Source organism: Streptomyces sp. NBC_01717, from assembly GCF_036248255.1.
Lineage (GTDB): Bacteria > Actinomycetota > Actinomycetes > Streptomycetales > Streptomycetaceae > Streptomyces.
Genome location: NZ_CP109178.1, coordinates 3,724,537 through 3,745,410, shown reverse-complemented (window position 1 = coordinate 3,745,410; position 20,874 = coordinate 3,724,537). Strand labels below are relative to the sequence as shown.

Sequence of the window (20,874 nt, the reverse complement as noted above, 5' to 3'; positions counted from 1 at the left end):
GGCACCCGCCGAGGCCGGGGCCACGATGGTCAGCCCTCCGGGTGCTGCCCGCGCCCGCGGTCGAAACTGCTCGGCAGATGGGCCCCCATCGCTTCCCGCGCCCTGTAGGGACTGCGCCGCAGAACAGCGCGGGCGGTGCGTTCGTGCTCGGCGATGGCGGGTTCGGCGGCATCGGGACTGCTACTGAGCCCGGATCCACCGGTTGACAGGTGATCGCGCACATGAAGGGCGGCCCGCCGGCCCACCTGCTCTCCGGCGACTTCCTGGCCAATACCACCTGGCTCGCCCTCGCAGCGATCACCCACAACCTGATGCGCGCCCTCGGCACCCCGGCCTCCACCTTTCACGCCAGAGCCACCACCGCGACCATCCGAGGCCAACTCATCAACGTCCCGATCCGGATCGCACGCGGATCCCGCCCGCCTGACTGACCCGCCGGGGCACCGGAATTAGGTCGCGCCCGCGAATGCGCGGATGACACCATCCCCGCATGCCGGGAACATCCGAAGAAGAGGAACGCGCACGCTTCGAAGCGCTCGTCGCCGAGGCCGCCGCCGTCTCCGTCGACGGCTGGGACTTCTCCTGGCTCGACGGCCGGGCCACCGAGCAACGCCCCTCCTGGGGGTATGCGCGCGCCATGGCCGACCGGCTGGGCCGGGCGCAGGCGGCCCTCGACATCCAGACCGGCGGCGGCGAGGTCCTCGCCTCCGCCCCGAAGCTGCCGCCGGTGACCGTCGCCACCGAGTCCTGGCCGCCGAACATCGCCCGCGCCACCGCCCTCCTGCACCCGCGCGGCGCGGTCGTGGTCGCCGACGCCGACGAGCCGCCGCTGCCGTTCGGGGACGCGGCGTTCGACCTGGTGGTCAGCCGGCATCCGGTGACCACCTGGTGGGCGGAGATCGCGCGCGTGCTGCAGCCCGGTGGCACGTACTTCTCGCAGCAGGTCGGCCCGGCCAGCGTCTTCGAACTCGTCGAGTACTTCCTCGGTCCGCAGCCCCCCGAGGCCCGCGGCGCCCGCGACCCGCAACGGGCCCGCGCCGACGCGGAGGCGGCCGGGCTCGAGGTCGTCGACCTGCGGCTGGAGACGCTGCGTACCGAGTTCTTCGACATCGGCGCCGTCGTCTACTTCCTGCGCAAGGTGATCTGGATGGTGCCCGGCTTCACAGTCGAGCAGTACCGGCCGCAAGTGGCCGCCCTGCACCACCTCATCGAGACCGAGGGGCCGTTCGTCGCGCACACCACCCGCTTCCTGATCGAGGCCCGCAAGCCGCGGCAGCCGTAAACCTGTGACGCTCGCTGTGTCACCACTCTCCCTTCACCGGCGTACGCCCAAAATGATGCGACCCTGGGCGGTGAGCGCATGGGAGGGAACAGGCCATGAGGGTGGAGAACGACGAGGAGGCCTTCCGCGGCACGCGGCAGGGCAATGCCGAATGGCTCAGAGGGGCACGGGTCGTCGGCGTCCTCGGCCTCTTCTACCGGCCGGAGGGGCGGATGGGGGAACCGGAGGCCGTCGAGTTCCTGCTCTCCGACAGGCAGTCGCTGCTCCTGACCTGCGCTTCCGACTGGACCCTGCACGTCGGCCCCGGAACCTGGCCGCGGCTGCCCGAGTGGTGCGTACCCGCCGGCCAGTGGGAGTTCGCCGCCCTGCCGCACCTGCCGGAACCGCCCGACGGCGGCTGGACGGTCACCCGCACGGAGGAGGTCCGGGACGAGCGCGGCGAGGTGCACCAGGCCGTCATCCGGTGCGAGGGCGGACGCTTCGTGGTCATCGGCGGGGACACGGTCGCGATCCGCTACACCCGCGGCCACCGCGGCGCGGAAGCGACCACCTGAGCAGACAAGCGACCCTAAGGGCTGTCCCGTAATCCCTGGCGGGCGCGCGACGACAGCTACGGCACCTCTCCCCCGTAGCCTCAACGGCACGGGGGTAGCCCGTCCGTTGTCGGAACGCCCGGATACGCACGGTATGAGGATGCTCCTCCGCCTTGCGATGCACCGCATCCGACGCCGCGCGCCGATCCGCCAGGGATTAGGGGACAGCCCTTGGGCGTGGGGCCCCACCGTCACCTTTCCGACCGTCAGTTCCGGCTTCCCCTCCAGCACCACCCCCACCCGCTCCACCTGCTCCTCCAGGCCCCGCAACTGCCCGGCCGTGAGCGGGGACAGCGGCTCCACGGTCACCGCGATCCGGCGGCCCGAGCGGCGCTGGTGCCAGACCCCGGCGACCGCGCCGTCGATCAGCAGCACCGGGTGGTTCCCCGCCTGGCCACCCGCCAGCGCGCGGGCGTACGCAGTGCCCGGGAAGAGCCTCTCGCGGGGCTGCGACGCGATGGCGAACGCATCGAAGTAGGGGAGCAGCCGCACCCCGCGCGCCGCCCCGGCGGGGAAGTCGGTGTCGCCGGCCACCAGCCAGGCCGGCCCGACACCCTCGTACGCCACCTCTTCGATCGCCCCGGCCCCGGCCCGCTCCGCGAAGACCGACACCGCCCGACTGTTCTGCGCAGCAAGCCATTTGGCGAAGTGCTGCGGTGTGGCGGGACCGTACGCGTACAGGTAGCGGTGTACGAGCCCGGCCAGCGCCTCCGGGCCGTCGAGCGGGGTGGTGCCCGGGTTCGCGCCGAAGTGACCCACCGCCGACCGGGTGAAGGCCGGCCCGGATCGAGCGGATCGAGGCGGCGTTCACTCCGATGGCCCAGGACCCGCACACCACCGCGGCCGTGCTCCGCAAGGTGGCCGCGGGCCCACTGCGGGCCGCTGCCGGGAACGGACCAGGGACCAGCTTGCGCCGGTCCGGCGTCAAGGCGGCGCCCCCGGCCGTCCGCCGTCTTCGCACCCTCTCCCGGGCCCCGGAATCCGTGCCCGGAACGGAGTTCTGCGAATTCGGAGAGTAGTTATGGAGCGGCGTGGCACGCAGCATCACTTACGAAGGGTTATGGTGGAAACCCCCCCTCGGGCCGGTCCGTATCCCCCCCCCACGGACCGGCCCGTTTTTTGTGGGCAGGCGGTGCGGGTCCCGGGTGGGACCCGTGAAAACCGGACCGATCAGCCCCGTCCGGCCCAGATGTTGGTGCCCGCGGTGTCCACGGCGAAGGTGTCGATCTCCTTCAACTCCTCGGCGGACAGCGCCGGTCCGGCGAGCGCCGCGACGTTCTCCTCGAGCTGCTGCACACTTGACGCGCCGATCAGGGCGGACGTCATACGGCTGTCCCGCAGCACCCAGTTGAGTGCCAGCTGAGCGAGGGACTGGCCGCGCCGCTGAGCGATGTCGTTCAGCCCGTTCAGCCTGCGGACCACCTCGTCCGAGAGCAGATCCGGGCTGAGGGACTTGCCCTGGGTCGCGCGCGAACCCTCCGGGATGCCGTGCAGGTACTTGTTGGTGAGCAGGCCCTGGGCGAGCGGTACGAAGGAGATGCAGCCCATGCCGGCGGCCTCCAGCGTGTCCAGCAGCCCGTCGTCCTCGGTCCAGCGGTTGATCATCGAGTAGGACGGCTGGTGGATCAGGGCGGGCACGCCCATCTCCTTGAGCAGCCGGGCGGCCTCGGCGGTCTGCTCCGAGTTGTACGAGGACACACCCACGTACAGCGCCTTGCCCTGCTGCACGGCGGAGGCCAGCGCACCCATCGTCTCCTCGAGCGGGGTGTCCGGGTCGAAGCGGTGCGAGTAGAAGATGTCGACGTAATCCAGCCCCATCCGCTTCAGCGAGGCGTCCAGCGACGACAGCAGGTACTTGCGGGACCCCCACTCGCCGTACGGGCCGGGGTGCATGTCATATCCGGCCTTGGTCGAAATGACCAGTTCGTCACGGTATGGGGCGAAGTCCTGGTGGAAGAGCTTTCCGAAGTTGAGCTCGGCGGAGCCGGGCGGCGGGCCGTAGTTGTTGGCCAGGTCGAAGTGGGTCACTCCGAGGTCGAAGGCGCGGCGCAGAATCGCCCGCTGGGAGTCCAGTGTGCGGTCGTCGCCGAAGTTGTGCCACAGGCCGAGCGAGACGGCAGGGAGCTTGAGACCGCTGCGGCCGGTCCGGCGGTACTCCATGGAGTCGTAGCGCGAACCGGCAGCCCGGTAGGAGGAAGAAGAATCAGTCACGTTTCCCTCCTTATCACGTACTTGTGACAGACCAGGTTGGGCCGGTGCGGCGCCTGCGCAGTAATGTGGCGACGTCGGGGACTGCCACGGCACGGCGGAGCGATGGCTCTGCGGACTTGTGCGGCGATCCCCAGGGGGACGACCCCGGACCCCGGGCAATGGGGCGGGCGGGCCCGCACAGAACCGAGAGGTGAACTCAGTGAACTTGCGCGACCTGGTGTACAGGCTCTACGCGCGCCGGGTGGAGGCCCGCCTCGATCACACCCAGGTGCCCAAGCACATCGGTGTCATCCTCGACGGCAACCGGCGCTGGGCTAAGGCGTCCGGCGGTACGGCAGCGCAGGGGCACCAGGCCGGTGCGGACAAGATCCAGGAGCTGCTCGGCTGGTGCAGTGAGACCGATGTCGAGGTCGTCACCCTGTGGCTGCTCTCCACGGACAACTTCGACCGGCCCGCGTCCGAGCTGACCCCGCTCCTCGGCATCATCGAGAACACCGTGCGCGACCTGGCGGCCGACGGCCGGTGGCGCGTCCACCACGTCGGCACGCTGGACCTGCTGCCCGCGCACACCCAGACCGTCCTCAAGGAGGCCGAGCAGGCCACGGTCGGCGTCGACGGAATACTGGTCAACGTCGCCGTCGGCTACGGCGGCCGGCAGGAGATCGCGGACGCGGTGCGCTCGCTGCTGCTCGACCACTCGTCCAAGGGGACGTCCTTCGAGGACCTCGCGGAGATCGTCTCCACGGACCTGATCTCCGAGCACCTGTACACGCGGGGGCAGCCGGATCCGGATCTGGTGATCCGCACGAGCGGTGAGCAGCGGCTGTCCGGCTTCATGCTCTGGCAGAGCGCGCACTCCGAGTACTACTTCTGCGAAGTCTTCTGGCCGGCGTTCCGCAAGGTCGACTTCCTTCGCGCGCTGCGCGACTACGCGGCCCGAGGCCGCCGCTTCGGCGGCTGACGCCGCCGCGCCTCCGGCCCGGCCTGTCCGGCGTTCGAGGACGGAACCCCGGGGCGGGTGAGCCCGGACCCGTGCCCCCTGGGCACTGCTTCCGGCTCGCCCGCGGCCCCGCGCAACGGTTCCGGCCTCAAGTGCCGGACGGACTCACATCGTGGGCCCGGACCTGTGTGGTCGGGCCCATCACTTCCGGCTCACCCGCCCGCCGCGTGGCGGCATGGCTTCGCGTGTTCGAGGGAATACCCCTGTCAGGTCGACGTCCGGTCAAAAACCAGGCGGACGTCGTGTCCAAGTGAGTGGCATCGAGTCCGCTCGCCCGGGAGGCCCTTTGCACACGAAGGACCGTACATACAGTGCGGCCGACGCGGAGGGCCGGCGCTCGGCCCGCGCAAGGTGGCCGCAGCCCGGTCCGTCCTCTCCCTTTGGGATGCTCCGCGACGCCGTCGCAGCCCAACCTCGTCCGAGGGGGTACGTCCTTCCGTGGTGACCAGCACAAAGCGCCGCATGCCCGACAGGCGCACCTATGTTCTCGACACCAGCGTCCTGCTGGCCGATCCGAACGCCATGGCCCGCTTCGACGAGCACGAAGTCGTGCTCCCGATCGTCGTGGTCACGGAACTGGAGGCCAAACGCCACCATCCGGAGCTCGGCTACTTCGCCCGGCAGGCCCTGCGCCTGCTGGACGACTTCCGCGTCCGGTACGGCAGGCTCGATGCCCCGATCCCGCTAGGGGATCTCGGCGGAACGCTGCGCGTCGAACTCAACCATTCCGATCCCGGCGTACTGCCCGCCGGCTACCGGTTGGGGGACAACGACTCTCGGATTCTCGCGGTCGCGCGCAATCTCCAGGCCGAGGGGTACGACGTCACGGTCGTCTCCAAGGACCTGCCGCTGCGCATCAAGGCATCGTCGGTCGGCCTCCTCGCGGAGGAGTACCGCGCGGAACTCGCCATCACCGACTCCGGCTGGACGGGGATGGCCGAACTTCCCCTCTCGGCCGAACAGGTGGATCTGCTCTTCGGAGAGGAGACGCTGTACGTCCCCGAGGTCGCCGACCTGCCCGTGCACACCGGACTGGTCCTCCAGTCCGAGCGCGGCAAGGCGCTCGGCCGGGTCACGGCCGAGGGCAATGTGCGCCTCGTCCGGGGCGACCGGGAGGCCTTCGGGATCCACGGCCGCAGCGCCGAGCAGCGCATCGCCCTGGATCTGCTGCTCGACCAGGACGTCGGCATCGTGTCGCTGGGCGGCCGGGCCGGTACCGGAAAGTCGGCGCTGGCGCTCTGCGCCGGTCTCGAAGCCGTGCTGGAGCGCAGGCAGCACCAGAAGGTGATGGTCTTCCGGCCGCTGTACGCGGTCGGCGGGCAGGAGCTCGGCTATCTCCCCGGCACCGAGGCCGAGAAGATGAGCCCCTGGGCGCAGGCCGTCTTCGACACGCTGTCGGCGGTCGCCGGGCGTGAGGTGATCGAGGAGGTGCTGGGGCGCGGAATGCTGGAGGTCCTGCCACTCACCCATATCCGGGGCCGGTCGCTCCACGACGCCTTCGTGATCGTCGACGAGGCGCAGTCGCTCGAACGCAACGTCCTGCTGACCGTGTTGTCCAGGATCGGGTCGAATTCCCGGGTTGTGCTCACGCATGACGTGGCCCAGCGGGACAACCTCCGGGTCGGCCGGTACGACGGAGTCGTCGCCGTGGTCGAGAAGCTGAAGGGCCACCCGCTCTTCGCGCACGTCACGCTCACCCGCTCCGAGCGTTCGCAGATCGCCGCACTGGTGACCGAAATGCTGGAGGAAGGCCAGATCTGATACTGGATGTGACAGTTGATGCCGCCCGGCGAGCCAAGGAGCTTAGCCGGGCGGCATCATGTTGCGGCGCCATTTCCGCAAAACACCTGAGCCAAACGGGGTGTGAGCTTTCACACGCAACGGAGAATTGCTTAGCGGCGGCCGGTTCCGGCAGAGTCTTGCTTCCGTCAGGCCCCGCATACGGCACACCCGCACCTCCAGAGGTGCCACGCACCACACAACTCAACAATCGCCGTCCGTATGCCGCCCGCGAGCACCACGCGGCACTCCCTCAGGGGAGCTGCCCACCGGGCCCGTGCCTCCCCGTGACCCAAGCAGTAGGGAGGCCAGTGTCAGGGGCACGATTGCGCCTGCGAGGTCACCTAAGCGGGCGATGCTGGAAGGACACCGTGTGAGCCGGATCTCGGTCCGGGGGTTCGCCGTGGCATCTGCCACTGCGGTCACCACCGTCGGCGCCGTCGTAGGCGTTGCTTCGGGCAGCACTCCCGCTGTCGACGACAACAACTTCGAGGCGACCGCAGCCGACACGACGCTGCTCGCCGACATCCCCGCGGGCCAGCAGGCCCAGGTGCAGACCGCCTCGCTGACGCAGCAGGCGGACGCCCAGGCGTCCGCGGCCGACGCGGCGGCGAAGAAGTCCGTCGAGGAAGCAGCCCGCATCCAGGCCGCCAAGGACGCCAAGTCGAAGAAGCAGGCGGCCGAGGACAAGCTGGAGCAGGAGCGGCAGGCCAAGAAGGACGCCGAGCGCGCCAGCCGTTCCGAGGTCCGCAGCGCCTCCGCGTTCGCCACGCAGAGCTCGTACACCGTGGCCGAAGTCCAGGCGATGGCGCGTCAGATGATGCCCGCCGATCAGTTCCAGTGCTTCAGCAACATCGTGGACCACGAGTCCAGCTGGAACTACCGTGCGAGCAACCCGTCTTCCGGTGCATACGGCCTGGTCCAGGCGCTGCCCGGTTCGAAGATGGCATCCGCCGGCGCCGACTGGCAGACCAACCCGGCCACCCAGATCAAGTGGGGCCTCAGCTACATGAACAGCGCCCGCTACGGCAGCCCGTGCGCGGCCTGGTCGTTCTGGCAGGCCAACGGCTGGTACTAGAACCTTCCGAGGTTCCGTCTCAACCTTGCGAAGCCCCCCACCGTCCTACGGTGGGGGGCTTCGCGCGTGTACCGTCGTCCGGACGACTCCGGGGGGAGTGGTGGGGAGAGAAATCGGGGGAAGAGGAACACACATGTCGAAACTGCCAGGTTGGCTCGGCCGGGTGGGCGCCGAACTGACCGAGCTGGGCAAGCGCCTGGAGGAACGCCGGGCCGCGGCGGAGGCCGAGGCGGACCGGGACGCGGACGCCGAGCCGGCGATCCCGGCCGCCGCCGACCACGCTGCCGCCACGGCTGACCATGTGCCGCCACCGCCCGCATACGCCCCGTCCGTCGCCGCCCGGCCCGATCCGGTCGCGGCGATCCCCTGGGGGATGCGCGTCGCGGCCGAGGCCGGCTGGCGGCTGCTCGTCCTGGCCGGCACGCTCTGGGTGCTGATGCGGGTCATCAGCGCCGTACAGCTGGTGGTGCTCGCGTTCGTCGCCGCGCTGCTCGTCACCGCGATGCTGCAGCCGACCGTCGCCCGGCTGAGGCGCTACGGGCTGCCGCGCGGCCTGGCCACCGCCGTCACGGCGATCCTGGGCTTCGTCATCATGGGCCTGGTCGGCTGGTTCGTTGTCTGGCAGGTCATGGACAACCTCGACACCCTCTCCGACAAGGTGCGGGACGGTATCGACGAGTTGAAGCGCTGGCTGCTCGACAGCCCCTTCCACGTCACCGAGCAGCAGATCAACGACGTCGCGAAGAACCTCAGCGACACCATCGGCACCAACACCGAAGAGATAACCTCCGCCGGGCTCCAGGGCGTCACCGTGATGGTGGAGGTCCTCACCGGGATACTGCTGGCGATGTTCTCGACGCTCTTCCTGCTGTACGACGGGAAGCGCATCTGGCAGTGGGTGCTCAAGCTCGTACCCGCCCAGGCCCGGCCGGGTGTCGCGGGCGCAGGGCCACGCGCCTGGCGGACGCTGACCGCCTATGTGCGGGGCACGGTGCTGGTCGCCATGATCGACGCCATCTTCATCGGGCTCGGGATCTGGTTCCTCGATGTGCCGATGGCGGTGCCGCTCGCCGTCTTCATCTTCCTCTTCGCCTTCATCCCGCTGGTCGGCGCAGTGGTCTCCGGAGCGCTCGCGGTCGTCGTCGCGCTGGTCACCGAGGGCGTGTTCACCGCGCTGATGGTGCTGGTGGTGGTGCTGGCCGTCCAGCAGATCGAGGGACACGTGCTGCAGCCGTTCATCCTCGGCCGTGCGGTACGCGTCCACCCGCTCGCCGTCGTCCTCTCGGTTGCCGCGGGCGGCATGGTCGCGGGGATCGGCGGTGCGGTCGTCGCGGTGCCGCTGGTCGCGGTCACCAATACGGTGGTCGGCTATCTGCGGGCGTTCGGGCAGGAGGCCGCCATTCGCCATGCACCGCAGCCCCGCGGGGCCACCGCGATCGGTGCGGCCCCGGCCTCGACTCCGCCCCCGCTCCCGGCGGCGGAGCCACCGCCCGAGGGTGAGGACGAAGGGGAAGGGAAGCCGCCGGTGCACTGAGGCGGAGAGCGCGTCGGAACGATAAGAAGGGTCCCGTGGACGGTCGGTCGTCCTCGGGGCCCTTCTCGTATCAGGGGTACTGCTGTTACTCGGCGAGCACGGCCTCGGCATCGAGGGTCACGCCGACCGCCTGGATCACCGAGGCGATCTTGACGGCTTCCTGAATGGTCTCACGGTCCACGCCGGCCTTGCGCAGCACCTGCTCGTGGGAGTCCAGGCACTGGCCGCAGCCGTTGATCGCGGAGACGGCGAGCGACCACAGTTCGAAGTCGACCTTCTCCACGCCCGGCTTGCCGATGACGTTCATCCGCAGGCCCGCGCGGAGCGTCCCGTACTCGGGGTCCGACAGCAGGTGCCGGGTCCGGTAGAAGACGTTGTTCATCGCCATGATGGCGGCGGCCGACTTCGCAGCGGTGTACGCCTCGGCGGAGAGGTTGGCCTTGGCCTCCGGCTCCAGCTCGCGAAGCACCTTCGGCGAGCGCGAGGCGATCGCGCAGGCGAGGACGGTGCCCCACAGCTGCTGCTGCGGGAGTTCGCTGTTCCCGATGACCGAACCGAGGTTCAGCTTCAGGTCCTTGGCGAAGTCCGGGACGGCGGCCTTCAGTTCGTCGAGTGCCATGTCGGTGTCAGCTCACTCGCCCGAGAGGAGCGCGACCGGGTCCAGGGTGTTCTCGCCCTTGGTCCAGTTGCACGGGCACAGCTCGTCGGTCTGCAGGGCGTCGAGGACCCGGAGGACCTCCTTGGGGTTACGGCCCACGGAACCGGCGGTCACCATCGTGAACTGGATCTCGTTGTTCGGGTCGACGATGAAGACGGCGCGCTGCGCGAAGCCGTCCTCGCCCTCGATGCCGAGGTCACGCATGAGCTCGTGCTTCGAGTCGGCCATCATCGGGAAGGGCAGATCGGTCAGGTCCGGGTGGTCCTTGCGCCAGGCGTGGTGCACGAACTCCGAGTCGCCGGAGAAGCCGAGGATCTGGGCGTCACGGTCGGCGAACTCGTCGTTCAGCTTGCCGAAGGCGGCGATCTCGGTGGGGCACACGAAGGTGAAGTCCTTCGGCCACGCGAAGACGATCTTCCACTGACCCTCGTAGGTCTTGTGGTTGATCTGCTCGAACTCCTTGCCGCTCTCCAGCGAGACACAAGCAGTCAGGTCGAACTCGGGGAACTTGTCACCGACAGTGAGCACGCGCTCTCCTTGCAGCGTAGGAATTCCCTTTTGCAGGATTTCCTGGGGGTTGGACGATGTCCACCTTGGCACAGAGTGCATTGATCGCGGAAATAGCTACACTCGGTCGTGATGATCGGAGGTGCCTATCAGTGGCGCAGGGCAACCAGGGCAATCGACCCAAACAACCCAGTCTGTCGCAGCTGCGCGCCTTCGCGGCCGTGGCCGAGCACCTGCACTTCAGGGACGCGGCGGCAGCAATCGGGATGAGTCAGCCCGCGCTCTCCGGGGCCGTGTCCGCGCTGGAGGAGACACTCGGTGTCCAGCTCATCGAGCGTACGACGCGCAAGGTGCTGCTCTCGCCCGCCGGGGAGCGGCTGGCGGTGCGGGCCGGGGCGGTGCTGGAGGCCGTCGGTGAGCTGATGGAGGAGGCCGAGGCGGTCCGGGCGCCGTTCACCGGAGTGCTCAGGCTCGGCGTGATTCCGACCGTCGCCCCGTACCTGTTGCCGACCGTGCTGCGGCTGGTCCACGACCGCTACCCGGAGCTCGACCTGCAGGTGCACGAGGAGCAGACGTCGTCGCTGCTGGAGGGGCTGGCCGCCGGCCGGCTGGACCTGCTGCTGCTCGCCGTGCCGCTCGGGGTGCCCCAGGTGACCGAACTCCCGCTCTTCGACGAGGACTTCGTGCTGGTCATGGAGCGCAGCCACTGGCTGGGCGGTCGTGCCGACATTCCGCGCGAGGCGCTGCGTGAGCTGCCGCTGCTGCTGCTCGACGAGGGGCACTGTCTGCGCGACCAGGCGCTGGACATCTGCCGGGAGGCGGGACGCACGGAGGGGGCACCGGTGACCACGACCGCGGCCGGGCTCTCCACGCTGGTGCAGCTGGTCGCGGGCGGGCTCGGGGTGACGCTGCTGCCGCGTACCGCCGTCACCGTGGAGACCGCCCGCAACGACGCGCTGACCACCGGGTATTTCGCGGACCCCGCGCCGTCGCGGCGGGTGGCGCTGGGGATGCGGACCGGGGCGGCGCGGCACGGCGAGTTCGAGGAGTTCGCGGCCGCACTGCGTGAGGCGATGCGGGCGCTGCCGGTACGGCTGACGGCGAGCACGTCTCACGCGTGAACAAGGGGGTGCGGTCCCTCCGCGCGGAGGGACCGCACCCCCTTGTGTTCGTCATTCCGTCCGCAGGCCGTCCGGTCGCATGAGCCGCCACAGCAGCGGCAGCGAGACCAGAGTGACCAGCAGGATCAGTGCGGTGCCGGCCCCCACCATCGGCAGGAACAGCCACCAGTCGGTCACCTTCTTGGCGATCATCCTGATCATCACCGCGCCGAGCCCGAGCCCGCCCGCGACCGCCACCACCAGGCCGATGACCACCGGCACAGCGGTCTGCCAGAGCACCGACCAGCCAAGGGTGGTCCGCCGGGTGCCGAAGGCGACCAGGACCGACAGCAGGCGTCTGCGCTCCCGCAACTGCTCCAGCTGGGAGACCAGCATCGAGGCGGCGATCAGCAACAGGGTCACGGTCGCGCCGACCTGAAGGCCGGTCTGCACGCTCGCGTACTGCCGGTCGCGCGTCACCGAATGCAGGGAGTCGACGCGCATGCCGGGGTCGATCCTGGCCGCCGTGTTCCGTACGTACTCGGAGACGTCCGCGACGCTCTCGTCGACCTTGATCTGCGCGTTGACCGTCGCGCCGGGCAGCGTACTCGGGTCGACCGCGCCGACCGTGGCCATGATGCCCCAGTGGTCCTCGCCCATCGGATCGCGGCGGGAGACGACGGTCGGGGCGTCGGCGGGCAGGGTCCACCGCTTCGACTTCACGCCGTCCGGCTCGATGGACGAGCTGATCTCGACCTCCTTGCCCTTGCGAGCGGTCTGGTCCATCCAGGAGGCCATCTTCTTGTCGTTCCTGGGGTGGACGACGAAGGCGTCGCCCTCCTTGCAGGAGCCGATCCGGGCGAGCTCGCGCAGGGTCGCGCAGTCGCCGATGGACAGTGAGGTGGTGGGTTGGATGTCGCCCTCGTACTTCCCCGGCCGGGTGACGTACACCTCGACCGTGCCGATGACGGCCTGCACGCCCTTGGTGGCCCGGAACTCCTTGATGGTGCGCGCGGCCGCGTCACCGGTCACGTTCTCGGAGTACGTCGTGAACTGGGCCCGCGAGGGATCCTGTCCCGTCATCCGGTTGAAGTCGTCGCCCACCGCAGCGAAGAGCATCTGCAGCGCCACCGCGCCCGCCACCGCGACGGTGATGCCGCTGACCGCACGGGACGCCGCACCGCTGCTCAGCTGGAGCCTGCGGGTCGCGAGCTGCCAGGGCACCGGGCCGCCGCGCAGCCGGTTCACACACGTCTCGACCAGCCACGGCAGCAGCAGCGCGAGCCCCACCAGGACCAGGACGGCGCCGGCCGCGATCGGATACGGATCGACAGGGGTGCGCCCGTCGACGTTTCCGGTCAGCGCGAGTACCGCCACGCCCGCGACCGGCATCAGCAGCCGCCACCAGAGCCGGCGTCTGCGGCTGCGGCTGTTGCGTACGACTCCGAGCGGTTCGATCACCACCGAGCGCAGGGCGGTCAGGGTGACCAGCACCGCTGCCACCGGAACCGCCACCGCGACCAGCGCCGCCAGCCAGGGGGCCGGGACCAGATCGGCAGGGAAGGCGCTGACGTCCCACACCTCGACGGCGCCCATGAACTGACGTCCCACCAGGAAGAACGCCAGACCTGCCAGCAGGCCGAGCACCGCGCCGAAGAGTGCCTCACCGGCAGCGATCCGGCGGGTCATCCGGATGTCCGCGCCGACCAGGCGCAGCGCGGCGAGTCTGCGGTCGCGGCGGTCCCCGCCGAAGCGCACGGCCGTCGCGATGAAGATCGCGACCGGCACCAGCAGGACGACGCAGATCATGATGACGAGCACGATGAGGACGGGCGACAGGGGCTCGGACGGGGCCCGGTCGCCGTAACCGGCCAGCCGGTGGCCGCCCGCGGCGGCGGTCAGGGTGGCGCTGCCCGCGTAGAAGCGCAGTTCGCTCGGGGAGATGAGGCCCGGATCGGCGATGGTGCCGGTGATCCGGTACGGCAGCCGCTCCTTGAGGAGTCGGCCCTCCGGGGAGCCGAGCAGCTCCTTCAGGGCAGGCGAGACGACCATCTCGTCCGGGCCGGGGAAGTTCGCCACGCCGGGCGGGGTCACCGGGTGCGCCCCCTCCGGCCGCATCAGGAAGCCCTCGACGGAGCGGCCGCGGAACTCGGACTCCGCGCTGATCCGCAGCACCGTGGAATCCGACTTCGGGACGGTGTCGTCGCGTGAGATGCGGGACTCGGCGCGGGCCTGCTCGCGGGCGGAGCGGTGATCGAGCAGATGCGGTACGGAGGAGGCGACCAGCAGCAGTGCCACGCCGAGGCCCACACCGACCGCGGTGAGCACGGTGCGCGTCCAGCCCTCACGCCCGCCGGAGGAGGCGAACCGGATGCCGAGGGCGAGATCGCGCAGCAGGGCGATCGCGCGGGAGGGCTCGGCGGGCCGGGGCTGCTCGGCTGCCGGGACCTTCTTCGGTTCGAGCAGCGTCATGCGGAGTGCTCCAGGTCGCGGGCCCGGCCGTCGCGCACGGTGACGTCGCGGTCGGAGTAGGCGGCGACGCGGGCCTCGTGCGTCACCAGGACCACGGCGACATTGGCGGACCGGGCGGCCTCGCCGAGCAGTTGCATCACCCGCTCGCCGTTGAGGGAGTCCAGGGCGCCGGTCGGCTCGTCCGCGAAGATCACCTTCGGGGAGGAGACCAGGGCTCGGGCGATGGCGACGCGCTGGCCCTGGCCGCCGGAGACCTCGCCGGGGCGCTTGGCGCCGAGGTCGTCCACCTCCAGGCGTTCCATCCAGCGGAGGGCGGTGCGCTCGGCGTCCTTGCGCCTGGTGCCGCTGAGGCGGAGCGGCAGGGCGACGTTCTCCACACAGGTCAGCTCCGGGACGAGCTGTCCGAACTGGAAGACGAAGCCGAAATCGCTGCGGCGCAGGGCGCTGCGTTCGGCGTCGGACATCGCGGAGAGCTCGCGGCCCGCGTAGCCGACCGTGCCGCTGTCGGGGGTGATGATGCCGGCGAGGCAGTGCAGCAGGGTCGACTTGCCGGAGCCGGACGGGCCCAGCACGGCGACGATCTCGCCGGGGTGGACGGAGAACGAGGCGCCGTCCAGGGCGGGTGTCGAGCCGTACGACTTATGCAGGTCGCGGGCGACGAGGAGGGAGCCGGCCGGGGTCATGCGACGACCTCCCCGGCGAGGCGGTCGAGCCGGGCGGCGGTCAGTTCCAGCCAGCGGAGGTCGGCCTCCAGATGGAAGAGGGCGTGGTCGCAGATCAGCTGATCTGCGAGGTCGCCGCCGCGCTTGCGGTCGGTGAGGATGCGCATGAGGCGCAGGTGCTCGGTGCGCTGCGTGTCCAGGAGGGTTTCGGCGCTGCGGCCGGTGAGCAGGGCCAGGACGACCTTGGTGTACAGCGTCGACTGGAGGTACGGCTCCGGCTTCTCGGGCTGGGCGAGCCAGTCGGCGACGTCGGTGATACCGGCCTCGGTGATGGCGTACCGCTTGCGCTCGGGGCCGCCGCCGCTCTCTATGCCGTCGACCTCGACGAGGCCGTTCTTGAGGAGGCGGGACATGGTCGAGTAGACCTGGCCGTAGTGCAGGGGGCGGTCGTGGCCGAACTTCTCGTCGAACGTGCGCTTGAGGTCGTAGCCGTGGCGGGGGCCGGACTCGAGGAGCCCGAGGAGGGTGTGACCGATAGACATGCGGACACTATAAGTGGTGTGTATACCTCGCGTGTATACGGGGTGGGGCAGTCCTCCTCGAGATGAGGTCGGGCAGCAGCCGTACTGCTCGGTGCGGCCCTGAGCGGGCTTACGGCGGGCCCGGGCCGCCCCCGGCCCGACGGCATCGCGCCTGCGCACGGGAACGGGCCCCGGGGGAATGCTCCCGGGGCCCGTTCCTGCGTCACCGCGTTCAGCGGCGCGGTGCCAGCACCTGCTTGAGTACGTCGTGCACGTACGTGTTCGGGTGCTTGCCCGAGAAGCTGTCGGAGAGCGGACCGCTCGCCGTCACGGGCACGTCCACGCTGGTGTGCCCCGACGTGGTCCAGTCGATGGTGAACTTGCGGTCGCTGCCGCGGATCGAGAACGGACCGTCCTCGGCGGAGATGGCGTCCCCGGACTCGTCGGCGGCGTCGACCTCCTCGACCGAGAGACCGCCGGTCTCGTGGTCACCGGTGACGACCAGCAGTGTGTCGGGGTGCGTCGCGATGTATGCGCGGGCCACCGCGACGGCCTTCTCCAGCTGCTGCATCGACTGCAGGACGCGCGTGCCGTTGTTGGAGTGCGCGAACTCGTCGGTGCCTTCCTCCTCGACCATGAGGAAGAAGCCCTTCTTGTTCTTGTCCAGGCTGCTCAGGGCCTTGCTGGTCATCGTGCCGAGGTCCACGACCGGGCTGTAGACGTCGCCCTGGCCCTCGGGGCGCTGCTGGAACATCTCCTCGTTGCTGAACAGCCCGAGGAGCTTGCCGTTCTTGGCCTTGCTCAGCCCGCTCGCACTGTTGACGTACGAGTAACCGGCCTTCTGGGCCTTCTTGATCAGGTTGCCCTTGGTGCCGCGGCTGGCCTCGGTCGTGTCCTCCGCCGGCTTGTCCTGGAACGCGCCCGGCGTACCGGCCGGCAGCCACCAGTCCTCGCCGCCACCCAGGATGACGTCGGGCTTGCTGACGTCCAGGTACTGTCGGGCGATCTCGTCCTGCTGTCCGCGGTCCGCGGTGTTGGCGAAGAACGCCGCCGGGGACGCGTCGGTGACCTGGGCGGTGGTCACCAGGCCGGTGGCCTTGCCGGCCGCCTTGGCCTGCTGGCCGAGGGTCGCCAGCGGGTTGCCGTCGACATCGACGCTGATCGCGCCGTTGTAGGTCTTCTCGCCCGTGGCCCATGCGGTCGCCGCCGCGGCGGAGTCCGTCACGACGGCCTTCGGGTCCCGCGGGGTGGTGGTGAGCTGGCCGGACGCCGTGAGGCGGTCCATCGCCAACTGGCCTTCCAGGCCGGAAAGGTTGAGCCTTGCTGCCTCGCGCATCGAGGCACCCATACCGTCACCGTTGATGAAGATGACGTTCTTCGCCGTGGGGGCCTTCGCCTTCGCCGCCGACTGCGGAGCAACGGCCGACGCACCCAGCGTCGGGTTGAGCACCATCGTGGCAACTGCGGCCACGACGGCCGCAGCGACGGGGGCTCCCCATCGCGCACTACGCACGCGTCTGTTCACAACAGCTCCTCGTGAATTGCATAGCTTTCACACGTGAACGTAGGCGTGGGGGCGGTACCCGTCGTGAACGAGAGGCATCCGGAGGCGGAACAACCCGCAGCCGGGGCTCCGGTGGCCCGGTTCCCCTCGTCTCCCTCCGTTCCCGGGAACACCTGCCGGAGTGCGTCCGGCACGGCCGGATCAGGTTTCCCCAGCGGCGTCCGCCGGACACGGCGGCTGCGTGTCCGCGATCGCCGGGCGGGCTGATCTTCCAGCCCGTCCGGCGCTGCGGGGCAGTCGCCCGGCGACCGCTCCCGCTCTTCCGCCCCTACTCCACCGGGGGCTTGGGGGGACGGCCCCGGCGAGGGATGGGGGATGCTGCCGTCGGCAGGCGGCCCGCCTCTGCCAGTGCTCTGCGCAGCAGGAACTCGATCTGGGCGTTCGCGCTGCGCAGCTCGTCCGACGCCCAGCGGGCCAGCGCGTCGTGCACCGCGGGGTCCAGCCGCAGCAGCATCTGCTTGCGCTTCGGGGTTTCTTCCGTCACTGGTAGAGCGTGCCCGTGTTCAGGACGGGTTGCGCCGCGCGGTCACCGCACAGCACCACCATCAGGTTGCTGACCATCGCCGCCTTGCGTTCGGAGTCGAGCTCGACGATGTCCTGTTCCGCGATCCGGGTCAGCGCCATCTCGACCATGCCGACCGCGCCCTCGACGATCTGCTGGCGGGCCGCGACCACCGCACCCGCCTGCTGGCGCTGGAGCATCGCGGAGGCGATCTCGGGGGCGTACGCGAGGTGGCTGAAGCGGGACTCGATGATGCGTACGCCGGCGGCCTGCACCCGGGCGGTGAGTTCGGCGCCCAGCTTCTCGGTGATCTCGTCCGCGTTGCCGCGCAGTGACAGGCCGCCCTCGTCGTGGGCGTCGTACGGGTACTCGATCGCGATGTGGCGGACGGCCGCCTCGGTCTGCGTGGCGACGAACTTCCGGAAGTCGTCGACCTCGAAGAGCGCCTGCGCGGTGTCCTCGACCTTCCAGACGACGATCGCGGCGAGCTCGATCGGGTTGCCGTAGGCGTCGTTGACCTTGAGGACCGCGGTCTCGTGGTTGCGGACCCGGGTGGAGATCTTGCGGCTGCTGGTCAGCGGGTTGATCCAGCGCAGTCCGTCGGCGCGGATCGTTCCGACGTACCGGCCGAAGAGCTGGATGACGCGGGCCTCGCCGGGCGCCACCATCTTGACGCCGCTCATGCAGAAGAGCGAGGCGACGGCGAGGAGCACCCCGACGACGAGGAGAGGGATCCCCACCCCGTTGTGTCCGTTGGCGCCCAGGGCGCCACCGATGATCGCCAGGCCGACGCCGAGGAACACGCCGAGGACGGTCAGGAGCAGGCCGAAGCCGCCGGGGATGGAGTGGGCCGTGGTCTCCCGGACCTGCGGCGCCGGCATCTCCGGAGTGCCGTCGGTCTGCGCCGCTATCGGTTGGTCGGTCATGATTCCCCCTGTTTGTGTGTCTAGCGCGTTGCTAGCAATGTGATTGCACATTAAGCGAATTCGCAACCATGTGCACCTCCCGGGAGTCGGTTCCTTAAGGAACGGGTGCTGATTGTCACGTCCGGAAAAGACCGGATCGCTTGCATTTTGTCCTTGCCGACAGTGTTAGCTGTCTGGGCTGAGCGGATCAGGCGAGCAGAGAAACGGGAGCGATACAGCGATGGGTCGAGCGGATGCGCGACGAGCCCAGCAGCGCGGAGCGCGGCGGGCCGCGAAGAGCGGCGGCATACGCAGACTCTTCACCTGGCGGAAGATGCTGGGCACGTTCTTCGGGTTCTGCCTGCTGATCATGGGCGCCTTCGTGGCGCTCTACCTGTACGTGGACATACCCAAGGCCAACATCCTGGCCGAGCGGCAGAGCAACGTCTACCAGTACAGCGACGGCACAGTGCTGACCCGGACCGGGAGTGACGGGGTCAACCGCCAGATCGTGGACCTCGCCGAGGTCCCCAAGGAGGTGCAGCACACCTTCGTCGCCGCCGAGAACAAGACGTTCTACAAGGACAAGGGCGTCGACCTGAAGGGCACCGCGCGCGGCATCTTCAACACGCTCTCCGGCAAGGGCAAGCAGGGTGGCTCGACCATCACCCAGCAGTACGTGAAGAACTACTACCTGACGCAGGACCCGACGGTCAGCCGCAAGCTCAAAGAGCTGGTGATCTCGCTCAAGGTCGACCAGAAGAAGGACAAGAACTACATCCTCGCCGGGTACATCAACACCGCGTACTACGGACGCGGCGCGAGCGGGATCCAGGCCGCGGCGCAGGCCTACTACGGGATCGACGCCAAGGACCTCAACGTTTCCCAGGGTGCCTATCTGGCCGCGCTGCTCCAGGCCCCCAGCCAGTACGACTGGGCAGTCGCGACGCCCACCGGCCGGAGGCTCGTCAAGGAGCGCTGGGGCTACACGCTCGACAACATGGTCGAGATGCACTGGCTCGACAAGGCCCAGCGCGACACCCTGAAGTTCCCCGTCCCGGACAAGCCCAAGCCCGCACCCGGCATGGAGGGCCAGACCGGTTACCTCGTCGAGGCCGCCAACAAGGAGCTGGACAAGCAGGGCGTCACGGGGGAGATGCGGGAGGCCGGCGGCTGGACCTTCACCCTGAACATCGACAAGAAGCGGCAGAAGCAGCTGGAGGCGTCGGTCGACCGCCAGCTGGAGTCCAAGCTGGACCGCAAGGACAACAAGGTCGACGCGACCGTCCAGGCGGGTGCCACCTCTGTCGACCCGAAGACCGGCGCGGTCGTCGCACTCTACGGCGGGGTGGACTACGTCAAGCACTACATCTCCAACGCCACGCGCCGGGACTACCAGCCCGCCTCCACCTTCAAGCCGCTGGTGCTCGCCTCCGCGCTGGAGAACGAGGCGAAAACCCAGGACGGCGATCTGATCGGCGTCAACACCCGCTACGACGGCACCAGCAAGCGGCCCGTCGTGGGCAGCGACACCCCGTTCGCCCCCGAGAACGAGGACAATCAGAGCTACGGCAACGTCACCGTGCAGAGCGCGATGAACAAGTCGATCAACTCGGTCTTCGCGCAGATGGTGGTCGACGTCGGCCCGCCCGCGGTGAAGAAGACCGCGCTGGCGCTCGGCGTACCGGACCAGAACTTCCCCGAGCGCCCCGCCATCACACTGGGCACGATGAACGCCTCGACCTGGGACATGGCGGGCGCGTACGCCACGCTCGACAACCACGGCCGGAAGGTCACCCCGTTCATCGTGAAGTCCGCCAAGCACCGGGACCGCACGGTCGACCCGGTCGAGGGCATCGGGAATCAGGTGATCAGCCGCAAGTCCGCCGACACCGTGACCTCCGTCCTGAGGGGCGTCGTGGACAGCGGCTCCGGCCAGGCGGCCAACACCTCGGCCTACGAGGCGGCGGGCAAGACGGGCACCTCGGAGAACAACAAGTCAGCCCTGTTCGCGGGCTACACCCCGGAGCTCACCACAGTCGTGGCGCTCTTCGGTGAATCCCCCAAGGAAGGCGGCGGCCAGGTCAGTCTGACCGGTACCGCGAACTCCGGCCGGGCCAACGGTGGCGGCTTCCCGGCGCAGATCTGGGCGGACTACACCCTCGGCGCGCTGGGCGGCGGCTCCAGTGCCCAGTTCGATCTTCAGGACGTCGAGCGCGGTGAGGTCACCGTGCCGGCCAGCCCGTCGACGAGCCCCTCGACGTCGGAGAGCCCCGACCCGTCGCCGTCCGAGTCGTCGGACCCGCCTTCGCAGAGCCCGATCGAGACGCCCAGCGATTCGGCCAGTCAGTCGCCCATCGAGCCGCCGAGCGAGTCCCCCGTCCTGCCGAGCGAGTCCCCCGTCCTGCCGGGCGGCGGAGCGAACTCCGGGCGGCCCGGACACAACAACCCGCTCAATCAGTGAACGCATGACAGAGCGGTGAACGCACGGGAGAGGGGCGGTGCC

At 69.6% G+C, this 20,874-nt stretch carries 19 protein-coding genes and 1 pseudogene; 9 read left to right on the top strand and 11 right to left on the bottom strand.

All coding sequences use genetic code 11. The features are described from left to right. Positions 1 to 29 precede the first annotated feature (29 nt). The gene (locus tag OHB49_RS16760; protein ID WP_329161200.1) at positions 30 to 221 is read right to left on the bottom strand and encodes an FCD domain-containing protein; all 192 of its coding nucleotides are present in this window, start codon (positions 219 to 221) and stop codon (positions 30 to 32) included. On the opposite strand from OHB49_RS16760, the gene OHB49_RS16755 reads away from it, so the two are divergent. From OHB49_RS16755 to OHB49_RS16745, 3 genes are all read left to right on the top strand, one after another. Continuing rightward, a complete protein-coding gene (locus OHB49_RS16755) occupies positions 222 to 431 on the top strand; it encodes a hypothetical protein (RefSeq protein ID WP_329161198.1) in 210 nt (69 codons plus the stop codon). It abuts the gene before it with no gap. A 59-nt stretch (positions 432 to 490) separates the two neighbouring features. After that, positions 491 to 1,282, top strand: coding sequence for a class I SAM-dependent methyltransferase (locus tag OHB49_RS16750; RefSeq protein WP_329161197.1), 792 nt, complete (start codon positions 491 to 493; stop codon positions 1,280 to 1,282). A gap of 95 nt (positions 1,283 to 1,377) precedes the next feature. Further along, positions 1,378 to 1,836: a hypothetical protein gene (locus tag OHB49_RS16745; protein WP_030969349.1), complete on the top strand. Its 459-nt coding sequence runs from the start codon at positions 1,378 to 1,380 to the stop codon at positions 1,834 to 1,836. A gap of 213 nt (positions 1,837 to 2,049) precedes the next feature. On the opposite strand, the pseudogene OHB49_RS16740 reads toward OHB49_RS16745, so the two are convergent. Both OHB49_RS16740 and mgrA read right to left on the bottom strand, forming a co-directional pair. Further along, positions 2,050 to 2,789, bottom strand: a pseudogene (locus tag OHB49_RS16740) (DNA glycosylase AlkZ-like family protein); the annotation flags it as partial. A 256-nt stretch (positions 2,790 to 3,045) separates the two neighbouring features. Further along, positions 3,046 to 4,086: an L-glyceraldehyde 3-phosphate reductase gene (gene mgrA, locus OHB49_RS16735; protein WP_313938948.1), complete on the bottom strand. Its 1,041-nt coding sequence runs from the start codon at positions 4,084 to 4,086 to the stop codon at positions 3,046 to 3,048. A gap of 199 nt (positions 4,087 to 4,285) precedes the next feature. On the opposite strand from mgrA, the gene OHB49_RS16730 reads away from it, so the two are divergent. The 4 genes from OHB49_RS16730 to OHB49_RS16715 all read left to right on the top strand — a co-directional run bounded on the left by OHB49_RS16730 (position 4,286) and on the right by OHB49_RS16715 (position 9,477). Further along, positions 4,286 to 5,047 (top strand): isoprenyl transferase, encoded by a 762-nt coding sequence (locus tag OHB49_RS16730; protein WP_030914966.1) that lies wholly within the window; start codon positions 4,286 to 4,288, stop codon positions 5,045 to 5,047. Between the two features lie 477 nt (positions 5,048 to 5,524). Then, positions 5,525 to 6,847, top strand: a complete 1,323-nt coding sequence (locus tag OHB49_RS16725; protein WP_329161192.1) for a PhoH family protein — start codon at positions 5,525 to 5,527, stop codon at positions 6,845 to 6,847. 391 nt (positions 6,848 to 7,238) lie between these two features. Next, the gene (locus OHB49_RS16720) at positions 7,239 to 7,943 is read left to right on the top strand and encodes a hypothetical protein (RefSeq protein WP_030969354.1); all 705 of its coding nucleotides are present in this window, start codon (positions 7,239 to 7,241) and stop codon (positions 7,941 to 7,943) included. Between the two features lie 133 nt (positions 7,944 to 8,076). Then, on the top strand, positions 8,077 to 9,477 hold the full coding sequence (locus tag OHB49_RS16715) for an AI-2E family transporter (RefSeq protein WP_329161190.1): 1,401 nt from the start codon (positions 8,077 to 8,079) through the stop codon (positions 9,475 to 9,477). An 85-nt stretch (positions 9,478 to 9,562) separates the two neighbouring features. Here OHB49_RS16715 and OHB49_RS16710 read toward each other — a convergent pair whose 3' ends face one another. Both OHB49_RS16710 and OHB49_RS16705 read right to left on the bottom strand, forming a co-directional pair. Further along, on the bottom strand, positions 9,563 to 10,096 hold the full coding sequence (locus OHB49_RS16710; RefSeq protein WP_329161188.1) for an alkyl hydroperoxide reductase: 534 nt from the start codon (positions 10,094 to 10,096) through the stop codon (positions 9,563 to 9,565). A 12-nt stretch (positions 10,097 to 10,108) separates the two neighbouring features. After that, positions 10,109 to 10,663 (bottom strand): peroxiredoxin, encoded by a 555-nt coding sequence (locus tag OHB49_RS16705; protein WP_030969360.1) that lies wholly within the window; start codon positions 10,661 to 10,663, stop codon positions 10,109 to 10,111. A gap of 131 nt (positions 10,664 to 10,794) precedes the next feature. Here OHB49_RS16705 and OHB49_RS16700 point away from each other — a divergent pair, with 131 nt between their 5' ends. Beyond that, positions 10,795 to 11,763, top strand: coding sequence for a hydrogen peroxide-inducible genes activator (locus tag OHB49_RS16700; protein WP_329161186.1), 969 nt, complete (start codon positions 10,795 to 10,797; stop codon positions 11,761 to 11,763). A 51-nt stretch (positions 11,764 to 11,814) separates the two neighbouring features. Here the strand turns inward: OHB49_RS16700 and OHB49_RS16695 are convergent, their stop codons facing one another. The 6 genes from OHB49_RS16695 to OHB49_RS16670 all read right to left on the bottom strand — a co-directional run bounded on the left by OHB49_RS16695 (position 11,815) and on the right by OHB49_RS16670 (position 18,389). Continuing rightward, the gene (locus tag OHB49_RS16695) at positions 11,815 to 14,214 is read right to left on the bottom strand and encodes an ABC transporter permease (protein ID WP_329161184.1); all 2,400 of its coding nucleotides are present in this window, start codon (positions 14,212 to 14,214) and stop codon (positions 11,815 to 11,817) included. Then, positions 14,211 to 14,897 (bottom strand): ABC transporter ATP-binding protein, encoded by a 687-nt coding sequence (locus OHB49_RS16690; RefSeq protein ID WP_329161182.1) that lies wholly within the window; start codon positions 14,895 to 14,897, stop codon positions 14,211 to 14,213. Before OHB49_RS16690 ends, OHB49_RS16695 begins: the two co-directional genes overlap by 4 nt. Beyond that, the gene (locus tag OHB49_RS16685) at positions 14,894 to 15,418 is read right to left on the bottom strand and encodes a PadR family transcriptional regulator (RefSeq protein ID WP_030969366.1); all 525 of its coding nucleotides are present in this window, start codon (positions 15,416 to 15,418) and stop codon (positions 14,894 to 14,896) included. The genes OHB49_RS16690 and OHB49_RS16685 overlap by 4 nt, the downstream gene beginning before the upstream one ends. Before the next feature lie 211 nt (positions 15,419 to 15,629). Then, the gene (locus tag OHB49_RS16680) at positions 15,630 to 16,922 is read right to left on the bottom strand and encodes an alkaline phosphatase (RefSeq protein WP_030969369.1); all 1,293 of its coding nucleotides are present in this window, start codon (positions 16,920 to 16,922) and stop codon (positions 15,630 to 15,632) included. A gap of 307 nt (positions 16,923 to 17,229) precedes the next feature. Next, a complete protein-coding gene (locus tag OHB49_RS16675) occupies positions 17,230 to 17,415 on the bottom strand; it encodes a hypothetical protein (protein WP_329166507.1) in 186 nt (61 codons plus the stop codon). Positions 17,416 to 17,441: 26 nt separating this feature from the next. Beyond that, a complete protein-coding gene (locus tag OHB49_RS16670; protein ID WP_329161179.1) occupies positions 17,442 to 18,389 on the bottom strand; it encodes an SPFH domain-containing protein in 948 nt (315 codons plus the stop codon). Between the two features lie 220 nt (positions 18,390 to 18,609). On the opposite strand from OHB49_RS16670, the gene OHB49_RS16665 reads away from it, so the two are divergent. Further along, the gene (locus tag OHB49_RS16665) at positions 18,610 to 20,832 is read left to right on the top strand and encodes a transglycosylase domain-containing protein (protein ID WP_329161177.1); all 2,223 of its coding nucleotides are present in this window, start codon (positions 18,610 to 18,612) and stop codon (positions 20,830 to 20,832) included. The last annotated feature ends 42 nt before the right edge of the window (positions 20,833 to 20,874 follow it).